This window comes from Flaviflexus huanghaiensis, from assembly GCF_014118685.1.
Classification (GTDB): Bacteria; Actinomycetota; Actinomycetes; order Actinomycetales; family Actinomycetaceae; genus Flaviflexus; species Flaviflexus huanghaiensis.
This window is the reverse complement of sequence record NZ_JACFAK010000010.1, coordinates 15,324-35,123: the sequence shown is the minus strand read 5'-3', so window position 1 is coordinate 35,123 and position 19,800 is coordinate 15,324. Positions and strand designations below refer to the sequence as shown.

The 19,800-nt window shown below is 61.6% G+C and carries 15 protein-coding genes; 6 read left to right on the top strand and 9 right to left on the bottom strand.

The annotated features are described in order from the left end of the window. Positions 1–80 precede the first annotated feature (80 nt). Together H7E91_RS08545 and H7E91_RS08540 are read left to right on the top strand one after the other, a co-directional pair. On the top strand, positions 81–2,399 hold the full coding sequence (locus H7E91_RS08545) for an ATP-binding cassette domain-containing protein (RefSeq protein WP_241698489.1): 2,319 nt from the start codon (positions 81–83) through the stop codon (positions 2,397–2,399). 125 nt (positions 2,400–2,524) lie between these two features. Beyond that, positions 2,525–3,130, top strand: coding sequence for a WHG domain-containing protein (locus H7E91_RS08540; RefSeq protein WP_182354679.1), 606 nt, complete (start codon positions 2,525–2,527; stop codon positions 3,128–3,130). Positions 3,131–3,329: 199 nt separating this feature from the next. Here H7E91_RS08540 and H7E91_RS08535 read toward each other — a convergent pair whose 3' ends face one another. The 4 genes from H7E91_RS08535 to H7E91_RS08520 all read right to left on the bottom strand — a co-directional run bounded on the left by H7E91_RS08535 (position 3,330) and on the right by H7E91_RS08520 (position 9,626). Continuing rightward, positions 3,330–6,053, bottom strand: a complete 2,724-nt coding sequence (locus H7E91_RS08535) for a penicillin acylase family protein (protein WP_182354678.1) — start codon at positions 6,051–6,053, stop codon at positions 3,330–3,332. 118 nt (positions 6,054–6,171) lie between these two features. After that, positions 6,172–6,705, bottom strand: coding sequence for a GNAT family N-acetyltransferase (locus tag H7E91_RS08530; protein ID WP_206680394.1), 534 nt, complete (start codon positions 6,703–6,705; stop codon positions 6,172–6,174). 51 nt (positions 6,706–6,756) lie between these two features. Next, positions 6,757–7,407: a hypothetical protein gene (locus tag H7E91_RS08525; RefSeq protein WP_182354676.1), complete on the bottom strand. Its 651-nt coding sequence runs from the start codon at positions 7,405–7,407 to the stop codon at positions 6,757–6,759. Positions 7,408–7,730: 323 nt separating this feature from the next. Beyond that, positions 7,731–9,626 carry a heavy metal translocating P-type ATPase gene (locus H7E91_RS08520; RefSeq protein ID WP_182354675.1) on the bottom strand — a complete coding sequence of 632 codons (1,896 nt, stop codon included), beginning with the start codon at positions 9,624–9,626 and terminating at the stop codon, positions 7,731–7,733. A gap of 181 nt (positions 9,627–9,807) precedes the next feature. Here H7E91_RS08520 and H7E91_RS08515 point away from each other — a divergent pair, with 181 nt between their 5' ends. Further along, positions 9,808–10,344, top strand: coding sequence for a DUF421 domain-containing protein (locus H7E91_RS08515; RefSeq protein WP_182354674.1), 537 nt, complete (start codon positions 9,808–9,810; stop codon positions 10,342–10,344). A 267-nt stretch (positions 10,345–10,611) separates the two neighbouring features. Beyond that, positions 10,612–11,247 (top strand): TIGR03085 family metal-binding protein, encoded by a 636-nt coding sequence (locus H7E91_RS08510; protein ID WP_182354673.1) that lies wholly within the window; start codon positions 10,612–10,614, stop codon positions 11,245–11,247. Positions 11,248–11,387: 140 nt separating this feature from the next. Here H7E91_RS08510 and H7E91_RS08505 read toward each other — a convergent pair whose 3' ends face one another. From H7E91_RS08505 to pepN, 4 genes are all read right to left on the bottom strand, one after another. Continuing rightward, positions 11,388–11,954, bottom strand: coding sequence for a MerR family transcriptional regulator (locus H7E91_RS08505; RefSeq protein ID WP_182354672.1), 567 nt, complete (start codon positions 11,952–11,954; stop codon positions 11,388–11,390). 102 nt (positions 11,955–12,056) lie between these two features. Continuing rightward, on the bottom strand, positions 12,057–12,806 hold the full coding sequence (gene ftsR, locus H7E91_RS08500; protein WP_182354671.1) for a transcriptional regulator FtsR: 750 nt from the start codon (positions 12,804–12,806) through the stop codon (positions 12,057–12,059). After that, complete coding sequence (locus H7E91_RS08495) at positions 12,803–13,243, bottom strand: FHA domain-containing protein (protein ID WP_182354670.1); 441 nt, start codon at positions 13,241–13,243, stop codon at positions 12,803–12,805. Before H7E91_RS08495 ends, ftsR begins: the two co-directional genes overlap by 4 nt. Before the next feature lie 277 nt (positions 13,244–13,520). Continuing rightward, a complete protein-coding gene (pepN, locus tag H7E91_RS08490) occupies positions 13,521–15,956 on the bottom strand; it encodes an aminopeptidase N (RefSeq protein WP_206680393.1) in 2,436 nt (811 codons plus the stop codon). A 160-nt stretch (positions 15,957–16,116) separates the two neighbouring features. On the opposite strand from pepN, the gene ald reads away from it, so the two are divergent. Further along, positions 16,117–17,241 (top strand): alanine dehydrogenase, encoded by a 1,125-nt coding sequence (gene ald / locus H7E91_RS08485; RefSeq protein ID WP_182354668.1) that lies wholly within the window; start codon positions 16,117–16,119, stop codon positions 17,239–17,241. A 79-nt stretch (positions 17,242–17,320) separates the two neighbouring features. Further along, positions 17,321–18,229 carry an NAD(P)-dependent oxidoreductase gene (locus tag H7E91_RS08480; RefSeq protein ID WP_182354667.1) on the top strand — a complete coding sequence of 303 codons (909 nt, stop codon included), beginning with the start codon at positions 17,321–17,323 and terminating at the stop codon, positions 18,227–18,229. A 134-nt stretch (positions 18,230–18,363) separates the two neighbouring features. Here the strand turns inward: H7E91_RS08480 and H7E91_RS08475 are convergent, their stop codons facing one another. Then, positions 18,364–19,767, bottom strand: a complete 1,404-nt coding sequence (locus H7E91_RS08475; protein WP_182354666.1) for a mycothione reductase — start codon at positions 19,765–19,767, stop codon at positions 18,364–18,366. Positions 19,768–19,800: the final 33 nt, after the last annotated feature.

The window sequence follows — 19,800 nt, the reverse complement described above, 5'->3', positions numbered from 1 at the left end:
TGAATGTGTTGAGTGGTGGTACTCTAGCGCCCTAATGCGGAGAGGGCGTCATGGTCGTACATCCAGCTGACAGTCACGACATGATCCGGCTTCGCGGTGCCCGCGTCAACAATCTCAAAAATGTCGACCTTGACCTGCCCAAGAGACGGCTCACTGTGTTGACGGGGGTATCCGGCTCCGGTAAAAGTTCGCTTGCGTTCGAGACGATCGCGGCAGAGTCCCGGCGGCTCGTCAACGACACCTACTCTGCTTTCGTCCAGGGCCTTATGCCAACGAACGCCCGCCCTGACGTCGACATGCTCGAGGGCCTCACCGCAGCAATCATCGTCGATCAGGAGCGGCTCGCGACGAACCCACGGTCGACCGTGGGAACGGTGACCGACGTTAACGCCTACCTGCGGCTACTGTTCAGCAGACTTGCCGAGCCCCATCTCGGCTCTCCGCTCGCGTACTCCTTCAACACGCCGTCGGTCAGCGCACAGGGCGCTATGACGGTTGCCAAGGGCGATCAGAAGCGCAAGGTTGTGACGTACGAGCTTCTCGGCGGTATGTGTCCTGTGTGCGAGGGGCGCGGCACGGTCGCCGAACTCGATATCGGCCATGTCATCGACGAGAACCTCTCCCTCGACGAGGGAGCCATTACCGTCCCCGGATACAAGCCGGGAGGCTGGTCCGTGCGGTACTACAGCGAGTCTGGATTCATCGATTCAGCAAAGAAGATCAAAGACTACACAGACCAGGAGCGGCACGACCTGCTCTACAAGGAGCCAACCAAGGTCTCCTTGCGGGGAACCAACATGACGTACGAGGGGCTCCTGCCCAAGGTCAAGGCCTCCTTCCTGCAAAAAGACCGAGCCTCAATGCAGCCCCACATCCGCCGCTTCGTCGACGAGGCGGTGACGTTCGAGGAGTGTCCCGACTGCGGAGGCACCCGCCTCGCGGAGTCCGCTCGCACATCCGTTATCGATGGACTGAGCATCGCCGACGTGTGTGCCATGCAGGTCGTGGACCTGCTGCGCTGGGTTGAGGGACTCGACAGGCCAGGAACCGCCACCATCACGGAGACCCTCATCAGCGCTCTCACGTCGATCATCGACATCGGCCTCGGCTATCTCACGCTCGAGCGGGAAGCCTGCTCGCTATCGGGTGGGGAGGCGCAACGGATCAAAATGGTCAAGCATCTCGGCTCCTCGCTCACCGACGTCACGTACGTGTTCGACGAACCGACAGCGGGCCTTCATCCGCACGACATCGACCGGATGAACGACCTCCTCATCGCTCTGCGCGACAAGGGCAACACCGTCATCATCGTCGAGCACAGGCCCGAAACAATCGCGATCGCGGATCACATCGTCGACCTCGGGCCCGGCGCGGGCACCGCGGGAGGCGAAATTACGTACGAGGGTGACCTCTCCGGGCTCCACGACTCCGACACGGTGACGGGCAGATTCCTTTCTCAACGCGTCGGGCTCAAGGCTCGGGTCCGACCACGAACGGGCGCGATCTGCGTGCGTGGAGCTCATATTCATAACCTCAAGAACGTCGACGTCGACATTCCGCTCGGCGTTCTCACGGTCATCACCGGTGTCGCCGGGTCGGGAAAGTCGTCTCTCGTCAAGGACTCGATCCCCGACACGGAGGGCCTTGTTTACATCGGTCAGACCCCCATTCGCGGGTCTCGACGCTCCAACCCTGCAACATATACCGGGCTACTTGACCACATCAGGAAGGCTTTTGCGAAGCAGAATGGCGTGCCCGCTTCGCTCTTCAGCCCCAACTCGGATGGTGCCTGCCAGAACTGTAAGGGTCTTGCGGTCACGTTCGTCGAGCTGTCCTTCCTCGAGTCCGTTCCCGTTCCGTGCGAGGTGTGCGGGGGAGAGCGCTTCCAAGACCATGTTCTCGAACATATGTACGAAGGGAAGAATATCGCCGATGTACTCCGCATGACAGTGGGGGAGGCGGCGACGTTCTACGAGGAAGCGAAGCTCACGGCTGCCGCGGCAATTCTCGACCGGCTCGTCCGCGTCGGGCTCGGCTACCTCACCCTCGGCCAGCCGCTGTCGACGCTGTCCGGTGGTGAGCGCCAGCGCCTGAAGCTCGCACATCACTTGGCAGAGAAGGGCGGAATCTACGTTCTCGACGAGCCAGCTGCCGGGCTCCACCTGGCCGACATCCGGACGCTCCTCGAACTGTTTGATGACATGGTCGACTCCGGCATATCTGTCATCGCGATCGAACACCATCAGGCGGTCATGGCTCACGCGGATTGGGTCATCGATCTTGGGCCGGGAGCCGGCAGTGAGGGCGGGAGCGTCGTCTTCGCTGGGACGCCGGCAGACCTCGTTGCCGCTGGATCAACGCTGACGGCGCACCATCTCGCCCGCTATGTGCTGACGTGACTCGCGCAACGATTCGGGGCTACACTGGCCCCTACGAACCTCAGACGTATTCTACCTGGTCAAACGTCACGTCCAGGTCCTGCGCGACAGCCAGCGAACCGGACAAGCACAGAATGAGAGACTGAGTGACAGAGTCGGCACGTCAATACCATCACGGCGATCTGCACAACGAGATGATTCGGGTCGGTCTCGCACTCGTCGACGAAGGTGGGACCGAAGCAGTCGGCCTACGCGAGGTCGCCCGTCGAGTAGGCGTGTCGCCGTCGGCGGCGTACCGACACTTCGAGAGTAAAGCCGACCTGCTCGAGGAAATTAGAGACAGGGTTCTCCAGGATCTCTTTTACGAGCTTGAGGCGGCCCTTAATAACGACACAGGTGCTCCCATCGGCGAACAAATCGCCATCGTCTGTAGAACCTACTTCGAGTACGCTGTCGCGAATCCAACGAAGTTCCGCGCCGTCACATACCAGTTCCCAGTCAGCGACAACTGGGAGTCGACGACACCGCGTCCGCTACGCGTACTCAAAGAGCTCGCCGCGCAAATCGATCCGCCCGTCGACGATCCAATCCATGTGGCGCTGACAATCTGGGCAACCGCGCACGGTCCGGCCACGCTGTCGACGTTCGGTAGCCTCCGGGAAATTTCTCTCGAAAAGAAGCGTGCCGTCCTTGAAACATCGATCGACATCCTGCTTAAGGGGCTGGGACTCGAGCAGACGCGGGGCAGGTGACGGTTGCGGAGCCGCAGCCGGATTCACGCCACTTTCCGATTCGCGCCACTTTCCGATAATGCATATTATGTCATTTTACTTTATGGGTGGCAGATGTCCGAGTGACGGTTGATCGGGACCCCTCTCCCGCCGTCGCCGAGCACACTGTGACGACGTGAAGACCTGCGGGTGTGGGCCGACAGGCGACAGCGTCCCTCGTTTACCTGAGCGATGGCGGGCGCGTTCGTGGGCCATCGTCGATAGGTTCTGACGAGATCCGCATCGTCGCTGTTGCTCGCTGCTCAACTTCATCGCGCGTGAAGGTCCATGGCAGGCTCTTACCGGTAGCCCACATCTCGAACTGATCGTTTACCTGCGCGGAGCGCGGGTGGCCTGACGATCCGGAGGAGATGATCCAGAACGCCTCATCGAGACCGGCCATGTCGACCGCCATTCGCATTGATGGACCTGCTGTCACCTCGTAGTCGACGAGACCATCTCCCTCTCCCACGGCTGGCGAGAAGTGCATGGCGTTCGGGATGGCGGAGCCACCTGGCACGCCGAGCGGATCGCCGTTGAAATAGTGTCTGACAACACTCGGAATGTCAGTGCCGCCGAGGACGGAGTGGGTTGGGGTCTCGATATGGATATCGCCCCACCGCCATGAGGACATGTCGTCCCCCATCTGTGCCGAAAGATCATGGTCCATCGCCGCCAGCGCCGCGCGTAGCGCGTCGTCGCGGTGCTCCACCCGTTCTGACACTCCGTTGTCCCACCAGGGGCTCGACTCATCAAGTTGCGTGAAGAAAATGAGGTAGTCGGTGGAATTGACCGGATCGAAATTGGAGATCCGCGCCGCGAGCGTCTGATCGAGCAGATGAGAGTAAGCGGACGCCATGATTGCGGCTCCCGCTTCATCGACGCTCGTATGCGCGCCTCGGTCGAGCCAATCTGCGAGGATCGTCTGCGCCTCGGAGATCCGCACATCGTCCGTCTCCACGGAGACGAAGAGTTCACCGAGCTCCAGACCGAACGGCGACTGGTCGAGCAACATGAACTGCTCGGCGTCAGCAAGGCTCATTGGACTGCCCGAGGCAATCTCCGCTTCAATCGCCTCCCGAATCGCCTCCGATCGATATCCGCCGTCTGAGTAGGAGCCGAGGTAGGGACCGCTTTCGGAGGGGGTCACCTGCTGGTTCGCGGCGACGATGAAGCCTTCTTCGGGGTTGGTGAGCGACGGCATATCGGTCGCAGCGTAGTACCCCTGCCAGTCGTAGGCCGAGTCCCAGCCGGGGCGTGGCCATCTGCCGTCCGCGCCGAGGTTGTCCGGCATTGGCGCCACCTCAAGTTCTCCATCCGCCGCTGTTATGACAGGACGGATCGGGAACAGTCCCGGCGCCTGATAGCCGTAGTCACCGTCGACCGTGGCAAAGACGATGTTCTGGGCCGGCACGGCAAAAATCTCCGCTGCGGCCGCGACATCGTCAGCAGTCTTTGCCCTGTTGATCGCGAAGATCGCATCCCCTGTCAGGCCAGGCTTGAGCGCCGTCCACTCGAGCGCGACTGAGAAATCCGCCGGCGCATTCGGCAGACCCGCCGTTGTCTCGTCCATGAGGAGCAGGTCAGAGACGATCGGACCGTGAACGGAATGCCGCACTTCAACCTCGAAAGAATCGGCGCCCGCGACATCGAATGTCTCGGTCCAGATCTCATAGTCCACATCCTGCCCGTCTCGTTCATACGTCGTCTCGCCCGTGTTCTTCTCGATGACGAAGTCGGTGACGTCGCCGCCGAGGTTCGTCAGGCCCCACGCGAGCTCGGAGTTGCGGCCAATAATGAGGCCGGGCATCCCGGCGAACGAGAAGCCGCTCGCATCATACGTACAGTTGTCCGTCATCTCGACGCAATGGAGGCCAACCTGGTACCAGACGGATGGATAGGAGATTGTCAGATGCGGATCGTTGGCAAGGATCGGTAGCCCGGATTCGGTGTGCTCTCCCCCAATGATGAACGAATTCGAGCCGATGCCGGCGCCGCGGCCGAGCATGATCGGCATTGAGTCCAGCGCCGCCTGGGCTGACACAACCGCGCGCCCAATCTCGCTCTCAGAACTCGCATCGACCTCAACGTCAGCATCCGACGTCGGCTCCTCTGGCTGCCTCCCAACCTGAGGAAGTGGACGCGGATTGTCGCGCGGATACGCCTGGCGGTCGGACAGATTCGAGCCTGACTCCGAGGGGATGATGGGGGCATGGCCGGTGAGTGAGAACGCGGGGAACAGCTCCTCGACAAGCGCCGGATCCCCAAGACTGTCGTAGGCGATCACTCTCGCAGTCTCTTCGTCAAGGTTGTTTTTCAGGTCCCATGCCATCGCCTTAAGCCATGCAAGCGAATCAATGCCCGTCCACGGTTCGACATCTGTGACGGGGATCGACAGCGACAGTACGCGGTACTCCAGCGCGAGCTCGGATGGTCCCCGGTCCGCGATGTAGGCATTGACCCCTTCGGCGTAGGCCGTGTAGAAGCGTCGCGACTCCTCGGAGATGAGATCCCATTCCTCTTCTGCGAGCCTGCGCCACCCCATGCTGCGGATGACAACATCGGCCTGCTTGGCTGCTTCCGCATCGCCAACCAGTTCGGACAGTCGCCCGCCGGTCATGTGCCGTCTGTAGTCCATTTCGAAAAACCGGTCCTGGGCATGGACATAGCCCTGGGCTCTCAAAAGATCCTCGTCCGTCTCCCCGTAGATATGGGGAATCCCATTCTCGTCGCGGATCACCTCGATCAGCCCGTCTGACTCTGGGATAACGTGGTTGCCGCTGTGTCGCGGTAACGGGCTGTTGAGCGCCACGAGGAGGGCTACTCCCCCAGTTATCGCAACGACGAGGATGAGGACAAGAAGAGCCAGAAGAACACGGCGGACTATCGTGCGGGATTGTGACATCGTTCACCTCATTGGAAGCAGTCAAATGACATACTACCGAACGGTAGGCGCTGGGAGATCCACCTCGCCGATCGCGTGTGCGACAAGTGGCGGGGTATGCGGCCTCTCCCCCGCACAATTAGTGCCGAGGCTCAAAGGACCAATCGCGACGTAGCATCGCCATTTGTACGGAGTCGTACCGTGTGCCCTGCCAGAGGCGCGCTTCGGGAATCCTCGTGCACTCGACAAATCCGAGACTCTCCCCTGTTGCGATCATCGCGTCGTTTCCAGACCACGTCGTCAGAGTGAGAACGTGGGCGTTCGTCCGACGGAAAGTGTCATCGATCCACAGGCGACCAGCGCGCGTGCCGACGCCGTTTCGTCGGTCCGCAGGATCGAAGATGACGATCCCCCAGTCCCACCAGCCACCGCCTAGTGGGGCAAGCTCGCCGCGCGTCACGTAGCCCACGGGCCGGCCATCGTGTTCGATGATGGCACCGAGTCGCGCATTGAGCCCGCGACGCATCGTGAACTCAGAGAAAGTCAGAGTGTGGGTCTGTTCGTGGAGGAAGGGTGAATCCCACCGCTTCCAATCCGGATCTTCCTCTTCGTGGCGCCAGTGCCATAACCACGGCCAGTCGTCACGGGTTTCGGGCCTCAACGTCACGGTCATGCGCCTGAGTGTAGATGACGATCTTCGTGTCATGGGACAGCCGTAAGAGTGCTACTCCCTTTCGTAGAGGACATCCATGCCCTGGGAGGGATGATAACTCCACATTATCCTCGTGCCTGAATGGACGAGCTCCTGAGTTCCGTCAAGGGCTCGCGTGGACAGCATTCGTCGCTCGACCGAGTCGGGGATGTTCAGCTCGTCGTGTATACATCCCACTGCACCCATGATCGCCAGGTCGCGCATTCCGTTCCACTGGTCGATGAACTCCTGTGCATCGTCACGGGATGAACCCGCCGCGCCGTCCAGAAGCTCAAGTGCATCAAGCGACATCCTGGAACGGTCATAAACATTGAGCGACGAGGAGTCGCCCGACACTCTGATAAAAGTCGGAACCTCATCCCAAAATTCGTCTGCGGGGTCCCCATGCTCCTCGATTATTTCCGAAAAGCCGGTGAAGAGCGCAAGAAAATTCAGGCTCGATGTGTTCTCACACTGCTTAGCGATGGCCTCGTAGCTCTTCGGCTGAAGCAAGATCCACGCACCGCCGGCGATCGAAGCGAGAGCAAGGATGGAGGCGGCGACGACGAACGGCCAATGGATGCGCTTCCTGGGGGCCCTCTGCATGTACCCGGACTCGCCTGCTGGATAGCCGTAGCTCGGATAGCCCCGGGGCTGCCACTGACCTGGGTACGGCGGGTTCACGGCGATGTCGTGGCCTCGGGCGCCCGGTGCTTGAGGCGAGTATGAAGCCGCACCGCGGGTGTTGAAGACCGAATCGTCACCGAGGGCCCTGCCGTCGCCCGTACTCCCTGCTTCGGCACCCTCGCCGGCGAAATCGGCCTCCTCGTCCCCAGAACTGGGCTGTGCCGGTCTCGGCCTCCATGATTCGTTCATAGAGTGAAAAGTAGCAAACGCGGCGGGCAGAAATCGTGTGCCATCAAACGGCTATCCACCACACCAACACGCGCAACACGAGGGCCCAAGATGCCGACATCGACGTCTTGGGGCCGCTACGTAGCCCGGAATCACGAGGGGACCGCTGCGGTCTCGGCTCGGCTCTGCTCCTGGCTGAGGGCGATGAGCTCCCTCTCCTGGCGCGACGGACGCGCGGCGAGAAGGGCCCAGAGGATGCAAGCGAGATCGACGAGCTCCTGCATCCAGGCTCCAACGAAGGCGGGCATGACCCCCGTGGCGCCGATGAGCATGAGAACGACAGAGAACCCGACGCCGATGAGTATGGCCTGCCACGCAATCGTCATCGTGCGCTGGCCGAGTAGCAGAAGGCGCGGGATGCGGGCGAAATCGTCGAGCATGATGACAACGTCCGCGGACTCCACGGCCGCCGTCGAGCCCCGTGCGCCCATAGCGACACCGACGTCGGCAGCGGCGAGCACGGGAGCGTCGTTCACGCCATCGCCGACCATCATGACCGGCGTGCCCGGCATCGCCGCGACCGCGCTCACCTTGTCCTCGGGAAGGAGACCAGCTCTCACGTCATCGATCCCAATTGCTGATGCGACCCTCGTCGCCGTGTCCTCTGCATCGCCCGTCAGCATTGCCGTCGTCGGCACGCCAGCACGGTGGACTGCGTCGAGCGCGAAAGCCGTCTCGGGGCGGATCGGATCGGACAGGTCGATGCGGCCCACGAGGCGGCCGTCAATGCCGACCCAAATGACCGTGTATCCAGCATCCGGTTCCGGGCCAGTGTCCATGGCCTCGTTCCTGTCGGCGACGAACGATCGCTTGCCGACCCGGACATGGGCGCCGTCGACGTCAGCCGAAACTCCTTGTGCAGGGACCTCCGTCGCGGACGATGGGACCGGCACGTCGCCGGTGCGGCGCGCTGTGGAAACGATGGCCTCACCGAGCGGATGGGAGGAGTGCAACTCGGCGGACGCAGCGATCCGAAGTAGCTCCTCGTCGGAGTGCTCAGCGAACGTGTAAATGGAACTCACTTCCGGGATCCCGCGTGTGAGAGTGCCCGTCTTGTCGAACGCCACCGTCTGAACTTTGGACACCTGCTCGATTGTCCCGGCGTTCTTCACAATCATTCCGCCGCGTGCGGCACGTGACATGCCGGCCATGAAGGCTACAGGTGCGGCGATGATGAGTGGGCACGGAGTCGCGACAACGAGGACCTGAGCGAACCGCGTGGGATCGCCTGCGATGGCCCATGCCGTGCCTGCGATGATGAAGGCGATGAGGGTGAAGGGAACGGCGACGCGGTCCGCGAGGCGGACGAACGGAGCTTTCGAGTCCTGCGCCTCCTGGACAAGTTGAATGATCCGCTGATATTGAGATGCGCTCGCATCTGCTGTTGCCACGAGCTCAATCGCTGCGTTGCCATTGAGCGAGCCGGAGAGCACCGCATCGCCTTCAACATGCTCGACCGGAAGCGACTCGCCGGTCAGTGAGCTTTCATCGATGGCAGCCGAAGCCGAGGCGAGCCGAGCATCAACGGGGATTGTGTCATGTGGTCGGACAAGCAGGCGATCACCGATCTCGACCTCCTCAACGCCGATGGCCGTAACATCGCCCGAGTCTTCGATCCTGTAGGCGACTGTTGGCGCACCCTCGAGCAGGCTCGTCAGTTCAGAGCCCGCTCGAGCTTCGGCATAGTCTTCGAGTGCCTCACCTCCGGTCAGCATGAGGCACACGACGAGGGCCGCCCAATACTCACCCACGGCCAGCGTCGATACGATCGCGGTCACGGCAAGGATGTCGATGCCGAAGCTACCGGCAAGAAGGGAATCAACCATGCCCTTGAACTGCAGTACCGCGATGATGAGAGCAACCGCGGAGACAAACCACTGGGCCGATCCATCGGGGCCAGCGAACTCGAGAATGATGCCGACGATCGCGGTGCCGAGCACGAGGACAACCATCGGGTAGTTTCGCAAGAAACGATTGACCTTGACCATGGATACAGTTTTGACCTGTTCTGGCGAGATTTCAACGAAGGTCAGGCTTGCCTTCGTGGGAGGGAAGGCATCGGTCAAGACCGGCCCAGGTCGCTCGCGTGGGTGGAAGCCGACCTGGCGAAGCACATACGCCCGTCGGTTCGACCTGCTCACTCCCTACCTGGCGTGGGAGGATCGTCACATGTTTTTCGATTCTTGGCAGGACCTCATCCGCGTTCTCATCATGGGCGTTCTCACGTATGTCGTCGTTGTCGTTATTCTCCGGATTTCGGGCAAGCGGACGCTCTCACAGCTCAATGCCTTCGACTTCATCGTCAACGTTGCCCTCGGCTCGGTGATGGCGACCATCATGCTCTCATCCGATGTCTCCCTGAGCGAGGGGATCGTCACGCTCTCTGTTCTCGCCGGGTTGCAGGTCATCGTCGCCGTCATCAACTCCCGCGTACCCGCTGCACGCGGACTCATCACATCTAGTCCCGCCCTCCTCATCCGTGACGGCCAGGTTCTGTCTGAGGCGCTCAAAGTGAATCGGCTCAGCGAGTCGGCACTGCGGCAGGCGATACGGATGACGGGAATCGGAGGACTCGACCAGGTGGGAGCCGTCATCCTCGAGACCAACGGCACGATGAGCGTCATTCCTCAGGACAGTATGGGCGACCGGTGGACAGTCTCGGATGTCGACGGACTATCGAAGGGCCAACGGTCCGATGGGCGCTGATGACCCCCGTCGATGACATGGCGGGGCTGGGTGGCTAACCGGTCAAGTATTGACCGCCCCAGACCGACAGCCGCGTCAGACCGGCCTCAGCCGAGCAGGTAGTAGGAAGAATGACGGCCACCTCGGTTAGAGAGGTGGCACCGGGTGTCCGTAGGACGGGTGAGTCAGCGATGTCGCGCGCTGAACCTACCGAGACGTAATCACCTGATACAGCAATGCCCAGAGCCTTTGGAGGATTCTTCCAGCCCCTCTCCTTAACCTTGGACCATGCAGTTTGTGACGGCTGAACGACAGCGCCTTTTGTCGACGATAGAACGGGTGGGCGCTGAGGCCCCAACTTTATGCGCCGGATGGGACACTGAAGAGCTCCTCCGGCACCTTATTGTGCGGGAGATTCATCCGCATTCACAGGTCCTGTCCAAGCTGCCCGGCAAGGCCACGGACAAGTACCGCGACACCATGGAAGAGCTCCGTGGCAAGAGCTTTGACGATCTCGTCGAGATTTTCCGAACCGGCCGCCAGAAGTTCTCTCCCCTTAAGCTCAGCCCTATCGATCAGGCGGTTAACACGCTCGAATATGTCATCCATCATGAGGACGTCCGCCGGGCGCAGGATCCGCCACTTGGACGAGTCCTGTCCTCCGATGACGAGCGGTCGATCTTTAACCAGCTTCGAATCATGGCCCAGCTTTTGTTCCTCACGGCACCGGTGCGCGTCGTCCTCCATTCGCCTGACTTCGGCGATATTACGGCTCTCGCGACGAAAAGACACGACACTACCGTGACGGTCATTGGCAACCCGCTCGAGCTCGCCATGTTCGCTTTTGGTCGCGAAGCCGATGTCGAGTTCTCAGGCGACGAGACCGACATCACCAAACTGAAAAACTCGGATCGTTCCGTGTAACAGACGTGCCGCGGGCTGCATTGACAGGTTGCGCCGCGGTGACCGCCGGCAGGGGTTGGCCGGTAAGGATGAGGTGGCGGGGCACATGCCCCGCCACCACCCGTTAGGTCACATACATGGCCGCCAGCCACGCGAGCCGGTTATGACGTCTTGCGCTTCGCTGCGCGGCGCTGTGCCAACTCGTCGACGACACCAGCAGTCGCCTCTTCCTCAGCGCGTTCCGTCTGGAGCTCCGACAAAGAGAACTCGGTTTCCTGCCATACGCGGCCAAGCGCAATGCCGAAAACGCCTTGCCCTCCGTTGACGAGGTCAATAACCTCGTCGTCCGACGTGCATTCATACACTGATGCGCCATCGGACATGAGGGTGATGCCAGAGAGGTCGTGGCTACCGTACTTACTCAGCTGATTGATGGCGACCCGAATTTGCTGCAAAGAGACACCCGTGTCAAGAAGACGCTTGACGACCTTGAGGACGAGAATATCTCGGAAAGAATAGAGGCGCTGGGAACCGGAACCCGTCGCACTACGGATCGACGGTGAGACAAGACCCGTGCGGTCCCAGTAATCGAGTTGCCGATAGGTGATGCCGACTGCCCTGCACGCGATGGGCCCTCGGTAGCCGTCGCTTTCGTCCAGCGGCTGTTCCCCAAAGAGGGAAGGCTGAACATAACTCGGCTGTGCGGCGTCGTTCACCACGGCCTCCAATTCCTTGATTATTGTTCTCAACGTTAGGCTCACCGGATACCCCGGTCAATCATCTGTCCCTAAATGGGTTTGGCGTGTCGCGCCTCAACCTCACGTTGACGTTTAAGCGTCGAGTTCAACCTCAACGTTCTCGACAAGAAGCGCCTGGTAGAGCTTAACGAGGACGGCCGACATCTCGCTCCCCTGCGCGTACGCCCGCTCCCGCGCGACGGGTGACTGCTTCGCAAGCTGCGGCGCGAGCACCGAGCGGATGGTCGCCGCGTGAGAGCTGGCCGAGTTCTTCACCGCGCGCACCTGGCGCAGATCCAGTCCCTCCTCAGTGAGCATGAGGGCGTAGCGGATGATGTCAACCGAATGGCTCGTGAGCCGGCCGCGAGGGTCAATCTCAACGATCCCGAGGCGCGCGAAATCTTCGATCTCCTCGAGGTTAGCTCCCGTCAGGTCGGACACTTCACGCTTTGTCAGGCGCGTGCCCGGTTTTGGTCGCGGCACGTCCTCGGTGTCAACAGCCCGCATGCGGCCGGGATGCTCCGCACCAGCCTCGCCTGTATCGAGCTGGCGCAAGAGCTCACCGATTTGCGTGAGCGGCAAGTAACGGTCGCGCTGTTCGGTGAGAATGAAGCGGAGCCGCTCGACATCCGCGTAGGAGAACAGGCGCTGGTTTGATGACGTGCGGTGAGGGATAACAAGGTCAATCGACTCGTAATAGCGGATTTTCGAGTGATTAAGCATGGGAAATTCCGACCGAAGGATCTCCCGGACCTCGCCGATCTTGAGAACAGGATCGTGCGATACGTCAAAGGGCCAGGAGTCTGCTTCAGTCGCTGGCTGTCTCTGGGGCTGCGCGATCACCGGCGTTGGGGCGAATCGTGGAAGGTCAGCCGATATTTGCCAATCTGCACTTCGTCGCCCGCTTCGAGGGCGATCTCATCGATGCGCTCGCGATTGACATAGGTCCCGTTGAGTGACCCGTGGTCACGGACGTAAAACACGCCCTCGTGGCGGAGAAACTCACAATGCTGGCGTGAGACCGTCACATCGTCGAGGAAAATTTCCGACTTCGGATGGCGGCCCGCCATTGTCGATTCCGAGTCGAGCAGGAATCTGGCGCCGGAATTGGGACCCTTCTGAACGAGAAGCAGGGCGGATAGCGGCGGGAGTGCCTGGACGGCGGCGTAATCGTCCGGTGACATGCCGATCCGTCGCGCGTCGAGTTCGGCAGTATCCGGGGAACCGGTCACTGCTGAAAACTGTGATGTTGCATCGGAATCATGTCCGTTGCTCGTCATAGCGACCTCCTCACGTCGTTATCGCTTTGTAATATCTTATCCCTTTTCGCTGGTAAATGCCTACGGTTACACATGGCAACAGGCACAAGTATGAATGTTCAATGCCCTGCAGAGCAGATGTGACCTGCGCATAAGGAATGTTATGATACGCCGCTTCGTCAGCGGGGTACAAGTCCTCTGTCGTGCCAGGTCAGAGCCGTGCAGACGCCCAGTTCGGGTGTCTGGGCATGCGCAACATCCCCCATCCCGCCCGTCTCATGACCGGGAGTCCCCAGCCTCAGTGGTTCGTCATGGGGAATCTCGCTGAGTCACCAAACATCGTCCTGACCCGTCGGTCGCGCCTCAATGTGTCGAGCCCGTCGATAACGATCTTCTTCAAGGCGCGGGGCGCGTCGGCGCCGGCGCCCTCGAGCCAGGTCTCCGCCTCGGCTATCGCAGACTCCCTGTGCGGGAACACGGCGTAGAGGATGCGCTCAGCTATTTCCTGGGTCCGCTCAGCCCACACGGACTGAGCGATCTCGAAGAAGGGATACGACTCCTCCTCGTACCGCGCTGTCGCACCTGCGAGGAGGGCAGAGATCCTGTCGTTGGAGAGGGACTCGTGAAGCGCCCGTTCGTAGGCTGCACGGCGCTTGCCGGGAATCGAGGCTATTGCCTCCATGTGGGCGACGACATCGGCTTCAGCCGGATTGACGAGCTCCGCATCAAGCTCCGGCTCTCCCGCGGAACCGGTCGACGCGAGCGCGATGAGAATCTTCCACCGCTCGTCCCTGTCACCTCGAACGGTCGCGAGAGCCTCCCGAAGTACCCGCTCAGCCTCGGGGAGTGTCGCGCCAGCACGAGCGAGGGCAGAGCGCCACAGGTAAATGCGGTCGGCATCCCGGTCGGCGACGGCGTCGCGCCACGAGTCGTCACAGATACCGAACCATGCCGTCCGGGCTGTGTCGACATCGGCGACATAGTGTTCGACGAGATAGTCACAGTTACGGATCATCTGGCTAAGCAGCGTCGCATCCTCTTCATCATGGAAGCGACCGACGGCCTCAAGATAACGTGCAGGGTCGAGTCTGGCGTCACGCACCGCCTCCCACAATCCCGTCCATACGACGCTCCGCGCCAGCGGGTCTGCGATCCGTTGGCGGAGCACATGTTCAATCTGGGTGTCGTCGAGAGCGACAATCGCATACGTGTGGGCTTCGTGATTGGGGATAATGACGTCTCCGTTGACGGCAACGGTGACCGAATCCGTCAGTTCGACTGTTTCATCGGCAACTAGCGTCAGCTCACCGCCAGAGCGGCTGTACGCCCCGACGCTCATTCGGTGCGGACGGCGTATCTCAGTTCCGGATGGCTCGGTCCCTACCTGGCGGATCGTGCTGCCCTCGACGGTGAGAACGGATACTCCTGTCGTGTGGAGCCATTCATCCGCCCAGGCGCCGAGGTCTCGTCCGGACGTCTCTTCAAGGGTCGCAAGCAGGTCGTCGAGGGACGCGTTCGCGTAGGCGTGGCGTGTGAAAAAGATCCTGGCGCCTGCGAAGAAGGCCTCCTCGCCGACGTAGGCAACAAGTTGCCGTAGCGCTGCCGCTCCCTTCGCGTAGGTGATGCCGTCGAATGCCTGGTCGGCAGCTTCGAGATCGACGATGTCGGCGACGATGGGATGAGTGGTTGGCCTCATATCGTTGAGGAACGCCCAGGCGCTACGACGAGCGGTAAATGCCGCCCATGCATCCGTGAACTCCGTGGCCCGGGTGCTTGCCCAGGCCCCCATGAATTCGGCGAAGGACTCCTTCAGCCACAGGTCATCCCACCACACGGGGGTGACAAGGTCGCCAAACCACATGTGGCTCATCTCGTGGAGAATCGTGTTCGCCCGAGCCGCGTGCTGCGCCCGGGTCGACTGCCCGCGGAAGATATACGCCTCGGTGAACGTGACGAGCCCCGGGTTCTCCATCGCTCCGAGGTTGTATTCGGGGACGAATACCTGGTCGTACTTCCCCCACGGATAGGGGTAGTCGAAGGCTTCTTCGAACGTTGCGAGCCCCGCGAGGGAAATATCGAAGATGTCCTCATGGTCGAGATACTCGGCCAGGGTCGCCCGGCAATAGAGGGAGAATCGCGGATCCTTCTCTGACGTGACGCGATGGTAAGGGCCGGCGACGACGGCGGTAAGATAGGTGGAGATCCGCTCTGTTGGAGCGAACTCATGGCGCACTCCCCCATCGACCTCCTCACTGGCGACCTCCTCACGGTTTGACAGAACAATCCACGACGATGGTGCGGTGATCTCGAACGTGAACGAGGCTTTGAGATCGGGCTGCTCCATCGTGGGAAACACGCGGCGGCAGTCTGCTGGCTCGTACTGGGTATAGAGGTAGACAGACCCGTCGAGCGGGTCGACAAACCGATGCAACCCCTCCCCCGAGGTCGAGAAACGGCCGCGTCCGTGAACGGTCACGACGTTGTGCTCGGCGAGCCCGTTCAGTGCGATGCGGGCGCCATCCCATTCGACCTCACGGTCCTCGCCGTTGACCTCGACAGAGCTCACCTCGGCGCCAATGAAATCGAGGAATGTCTCCTCCATATCAGCGGTAAAGGAGACAGTCGAGACGACGTCGAAGGTTTCGTGCCCGCGCACGTCGAGGAGGACGCGGTAGGAGTCGATGACGATACTGCTTCGGGCGGCCGCTTCGGCGCGGGTCAGATTCTCATTCACCGTGCCATCGTAGGCAGACGGAGCAGAGTTCACCACAGCACAACATGACATCAGTCTGCTGTGCTGGACTACCACACATCGGTCCCAAGATCAGCGACGGCGCCAACATGCCGGTCCGGGGTAGGCGCGTCTACTATGGACTACGAAAGAGAGGACCACCATGATCATTGGCATCCCGGTTGAGATCAAAGACGACGAATCACGAGTTGGGCTAACGGCCGCAGGGGCGGCTGAGCTCATGGCCGCGGGACACACCGTCGTCGTCCAGACCGGGGCTGGTGTAGGCGCTGCCTGCGCCGACGCCGACTACGTCGCAGCCGGGGCAGAGATTGTCGACAGCGCCGATGCTGTCTGGGAGCGCGCCGACATGGTCGTCAAGGTCAAGGAGCCGATCGGGCGCGAACTCGACCGGCTTCGCGAGGGTCAGACGCTGTTTACCTACCTCCACCTTGCGGCAGATGAGAGTCTCTCGCGCCGCATCGTCGATTCCGGGGCCACCGCCATTGCCTATGAGACGGTTCAGCTCGATGACGGCTCGTTACCGCTCCTCATGCCGATGTCGGAGATTGCTGGCCGGCTGGCACCTCAGGAAGCCGCGCACCTGCTCATGAAGCCGTTCGGTGGGCCGGGCCGGCTCATGGGGGGCGTGCCAGGTGTACCGCCCGTTCGCACCCTTATTCTCGGCGCCGGCACCGTCGGCTCACATGCGGCGAAAGTCGCGGTTGGCATGGGCGCTGATGTGACGATCATGGACATCAACACGCAAAAGCTGCGTGAGCTCGACCGCGAATACGGAACCCGAATCAGAACGCATACGTCCTCCCCCGCTCACATCCTCGACGAGGCGAGTATCGCGGATGTCATTATTGGCACCGTCCTCATCCCGGGCGGCCGCACCCCGCAACTCATCAGTGACGACATGTTCGCCGATCTCCGCGACAATGTTCTTCTCGTCGACGTCGCCATCGACCAAGGAGGGTGCTTCGCTGGGTCTCGCCCGACCTCTCACCACGACCCCATCTACCATGAGGACGGTCGAACGTACTACTGCGTTGGCAACATGCCGGGTGCGGTGCCCGTCTCGGCGACTACTGCTCTGACAGACCAAACCCTGCCGTACGTCAAGATGCTCGCCGAGGGTCCGTTCGAGGCGATGCGGCGGCGCCGCGATCTCGCCCTCGGGCTTCAAGCCGCTGGCGGTCATCTCGTCGAGCCGGGCGTCGCCGACGCTTTCGGTATTCCGCTCGCTGATCTCGACGAGATACTCGCCGCTGGGCGCGACTAGCACGACGGGGCGAACGCACGCGAGAGTGCTGGCTGGTGATCCGGTAGTCGAAAGCACAGGAGCCATGTAGGTTAGAGGCGTGACTAACGTGACTATTGCCATATCGCCAGACTGGACGATCGACCTCGACATTCCGGGGATCACCGTTCTTGAGTGGGATTTCAAGACGCCGCCACCTGCCGAGCACATCGACATCGCGGTCGCCCCCCACGTCACCACCGCCGACCTGGTCGAGCGCGTTGCCGAGACGGGGACGAAGCTCCTCCAGCTAGGCTCGATCGGCTACGACTCGATCCCGCGTGACCTGCCCGATGGCCTCGAGGTCGCGAACGCGGCGACGGTGCACGAGACAGCAACGGCCGAGCATGCGCTTGCCATGCTTCTCTATGCCGCCCGCGACATCGACCGGGTGGCGGCACAGCAGCGGGAAGGCCGGTGGGAGAGCTTTGACACTCTCGGCCTGGCCGACACGAAGATCATCCTCATTGGCATCGGCGGTGTTGGTACTGCCATTGCACAGCGGCTCGCCCCGTTTGAAACGAACGTCGTACGGGTGGCCCGCCGCGCGCGGGAAGATATCTACGGCAAGGTGTATTCCCTCAGCGACCTGCCAGAGCTCCTGCCCGATGCTGATTCCGTCATCGTCGTTGTCCCACTCAATGAGTCAACAGAGAACCTCGTCGACGACGAGTTCCTGTCAGCTATGAAGGACGGTGCCATCCTCGTCAATATTGCTCGTGGCAAGGTTGCCGATACGGATGCTCTGCTCAAGCACGCGGACCGCCTCCGGATCACTCTCGACGTCACCGACCCGGAGCCGCTCCCGGATGGTCATCCGCTGTTCGAGAAGGCCACCCTCATCACTCCCCACATCGGTGGCAACACGAGCGCGATGTACTCGAGGATGAACCGGTTGGTGCGCCGTCAGGTCGGCAACTACATCTCCGGTGAGCCGTTCGTCAACGTTGTCCTCGGCACCAGTGGCTAGCGCGTTGTCCTCGGCAGGATGACAGAGCGAGAATTGGGGGCGGATCTGAGATCCGCCCCCCCACGCGTTGCGTGACCACATTGGCGACCGAAGTCTCCCTCCTGCCCGTGTGGACGATAACGCCTCCCGACGTGTCAGCCGGTGATCTGGAGGAGGGCGTTCTCGACAAGTTCGGGCATGGCGGGGTGGATCCAGTATTGAGTGTCGACGATGTCGCGGGCCGTCTGTCCAGTCGACATGGCTTGGATGAGGATCTGAATAAGAGTGGGGGCGTGCGCACCCATGATGTGGGCGCCGAGGATTTCAGTTGTCTCCCGGTCGGCGATAATCTTCGCGAACCCGGTCGTGTCCTCCATCGCCCAGCCGTATGCGATCCCCGAGTACTCCTGCTTCCCCACCACGTAATCGAGACCCTTGACTTGTGCCTCAGCCTCGGTCATTCCAACCGAGGCAATCTGCGGATCGCCGAACACGGCGTGCGGGACAAACCGGTGATCGGTCGGCTTCATCTGGTCTGGGTGGAGGAGGTTATGCCGGACGGTCTTCGCCTCCTTATTGGCGACGTGTTTGAGCTGCCACTCGGAACTGATGTCCCCCAACGCGAAGACGCCGTCGATGACGTGGCCCTGCGGGTCGAGCACCCTCTGGTACTCGTCGACCATGACCCTGCCGTCGGCATGGGTGCCGATACCGGCAGTAGCAACCTCGAGCCTGTCGGAGTTCGGAATCCGGCCGGTCGCGACGAGCACCTCATCTGCCTCCAGCGTCTCCTTCTTGTCCCCGACCCTGCCCGACACTCGCACCCGACCATCGCGCCGCTCGACAAGCCCGGTGTTGAACCGAAGCTTGACGCGGTACTTTCCCGACACGATCTTTGTGTACGCGTCGGAGATGTCACTGTCGTGGTGGCGTAGCAGGACGGGGCCACGTGCAACGAGCGTGACGTCGACTCCCAGGGACGAAAAAATGTGAGCCATTTCCGCGCCAATGTAGCCGGATCCGATAATGATCATTGAGCCCGGCAGCTCCTCCATTCGCATGACCGTGTCCGAGGTGAGGGGGCCCGCTTCTGCCAATCCTGCAACCGCCGGGAACGAGGGCCGCGCGCCGGCGGCGATCACGACCCTGTCGGCGGTGATCTCCTTGTCGCCATCGGCAGTGGCGACAACCATCCTCCGTGGTCCTGTGAACCTGCCGACGCCCTGATAGACCGTGAGGTTTCGGTTGTCTACGTGGACCTTGCGGTACTCTTCGCCGCCCGCAGCGATCGGATCGATTCTGCCGAACACCCGGTCCCGGATCGCGGGCCAGTCGACTCCGTCGAGGGTCTGACTCACCCCGTACTTCGGCGCCCTCGCCGGGGTCGTGGCGATCTCGGCTGTGTACGTGAACATCTTCGTCGGGATGCAGCCGACGTTGAGGCAGGTCCCGCCGAATAGTCCCTTCTCGACGAGGGCGATGGACAGTCCGTCGAACTCGGGCCCCGGCAGAGTGTTGCCGGAACCGGTGCCGATAATAAGGAGATCGAAATGGGTCATGCACACAACCCTATCGACATGATCGCGGCCGGT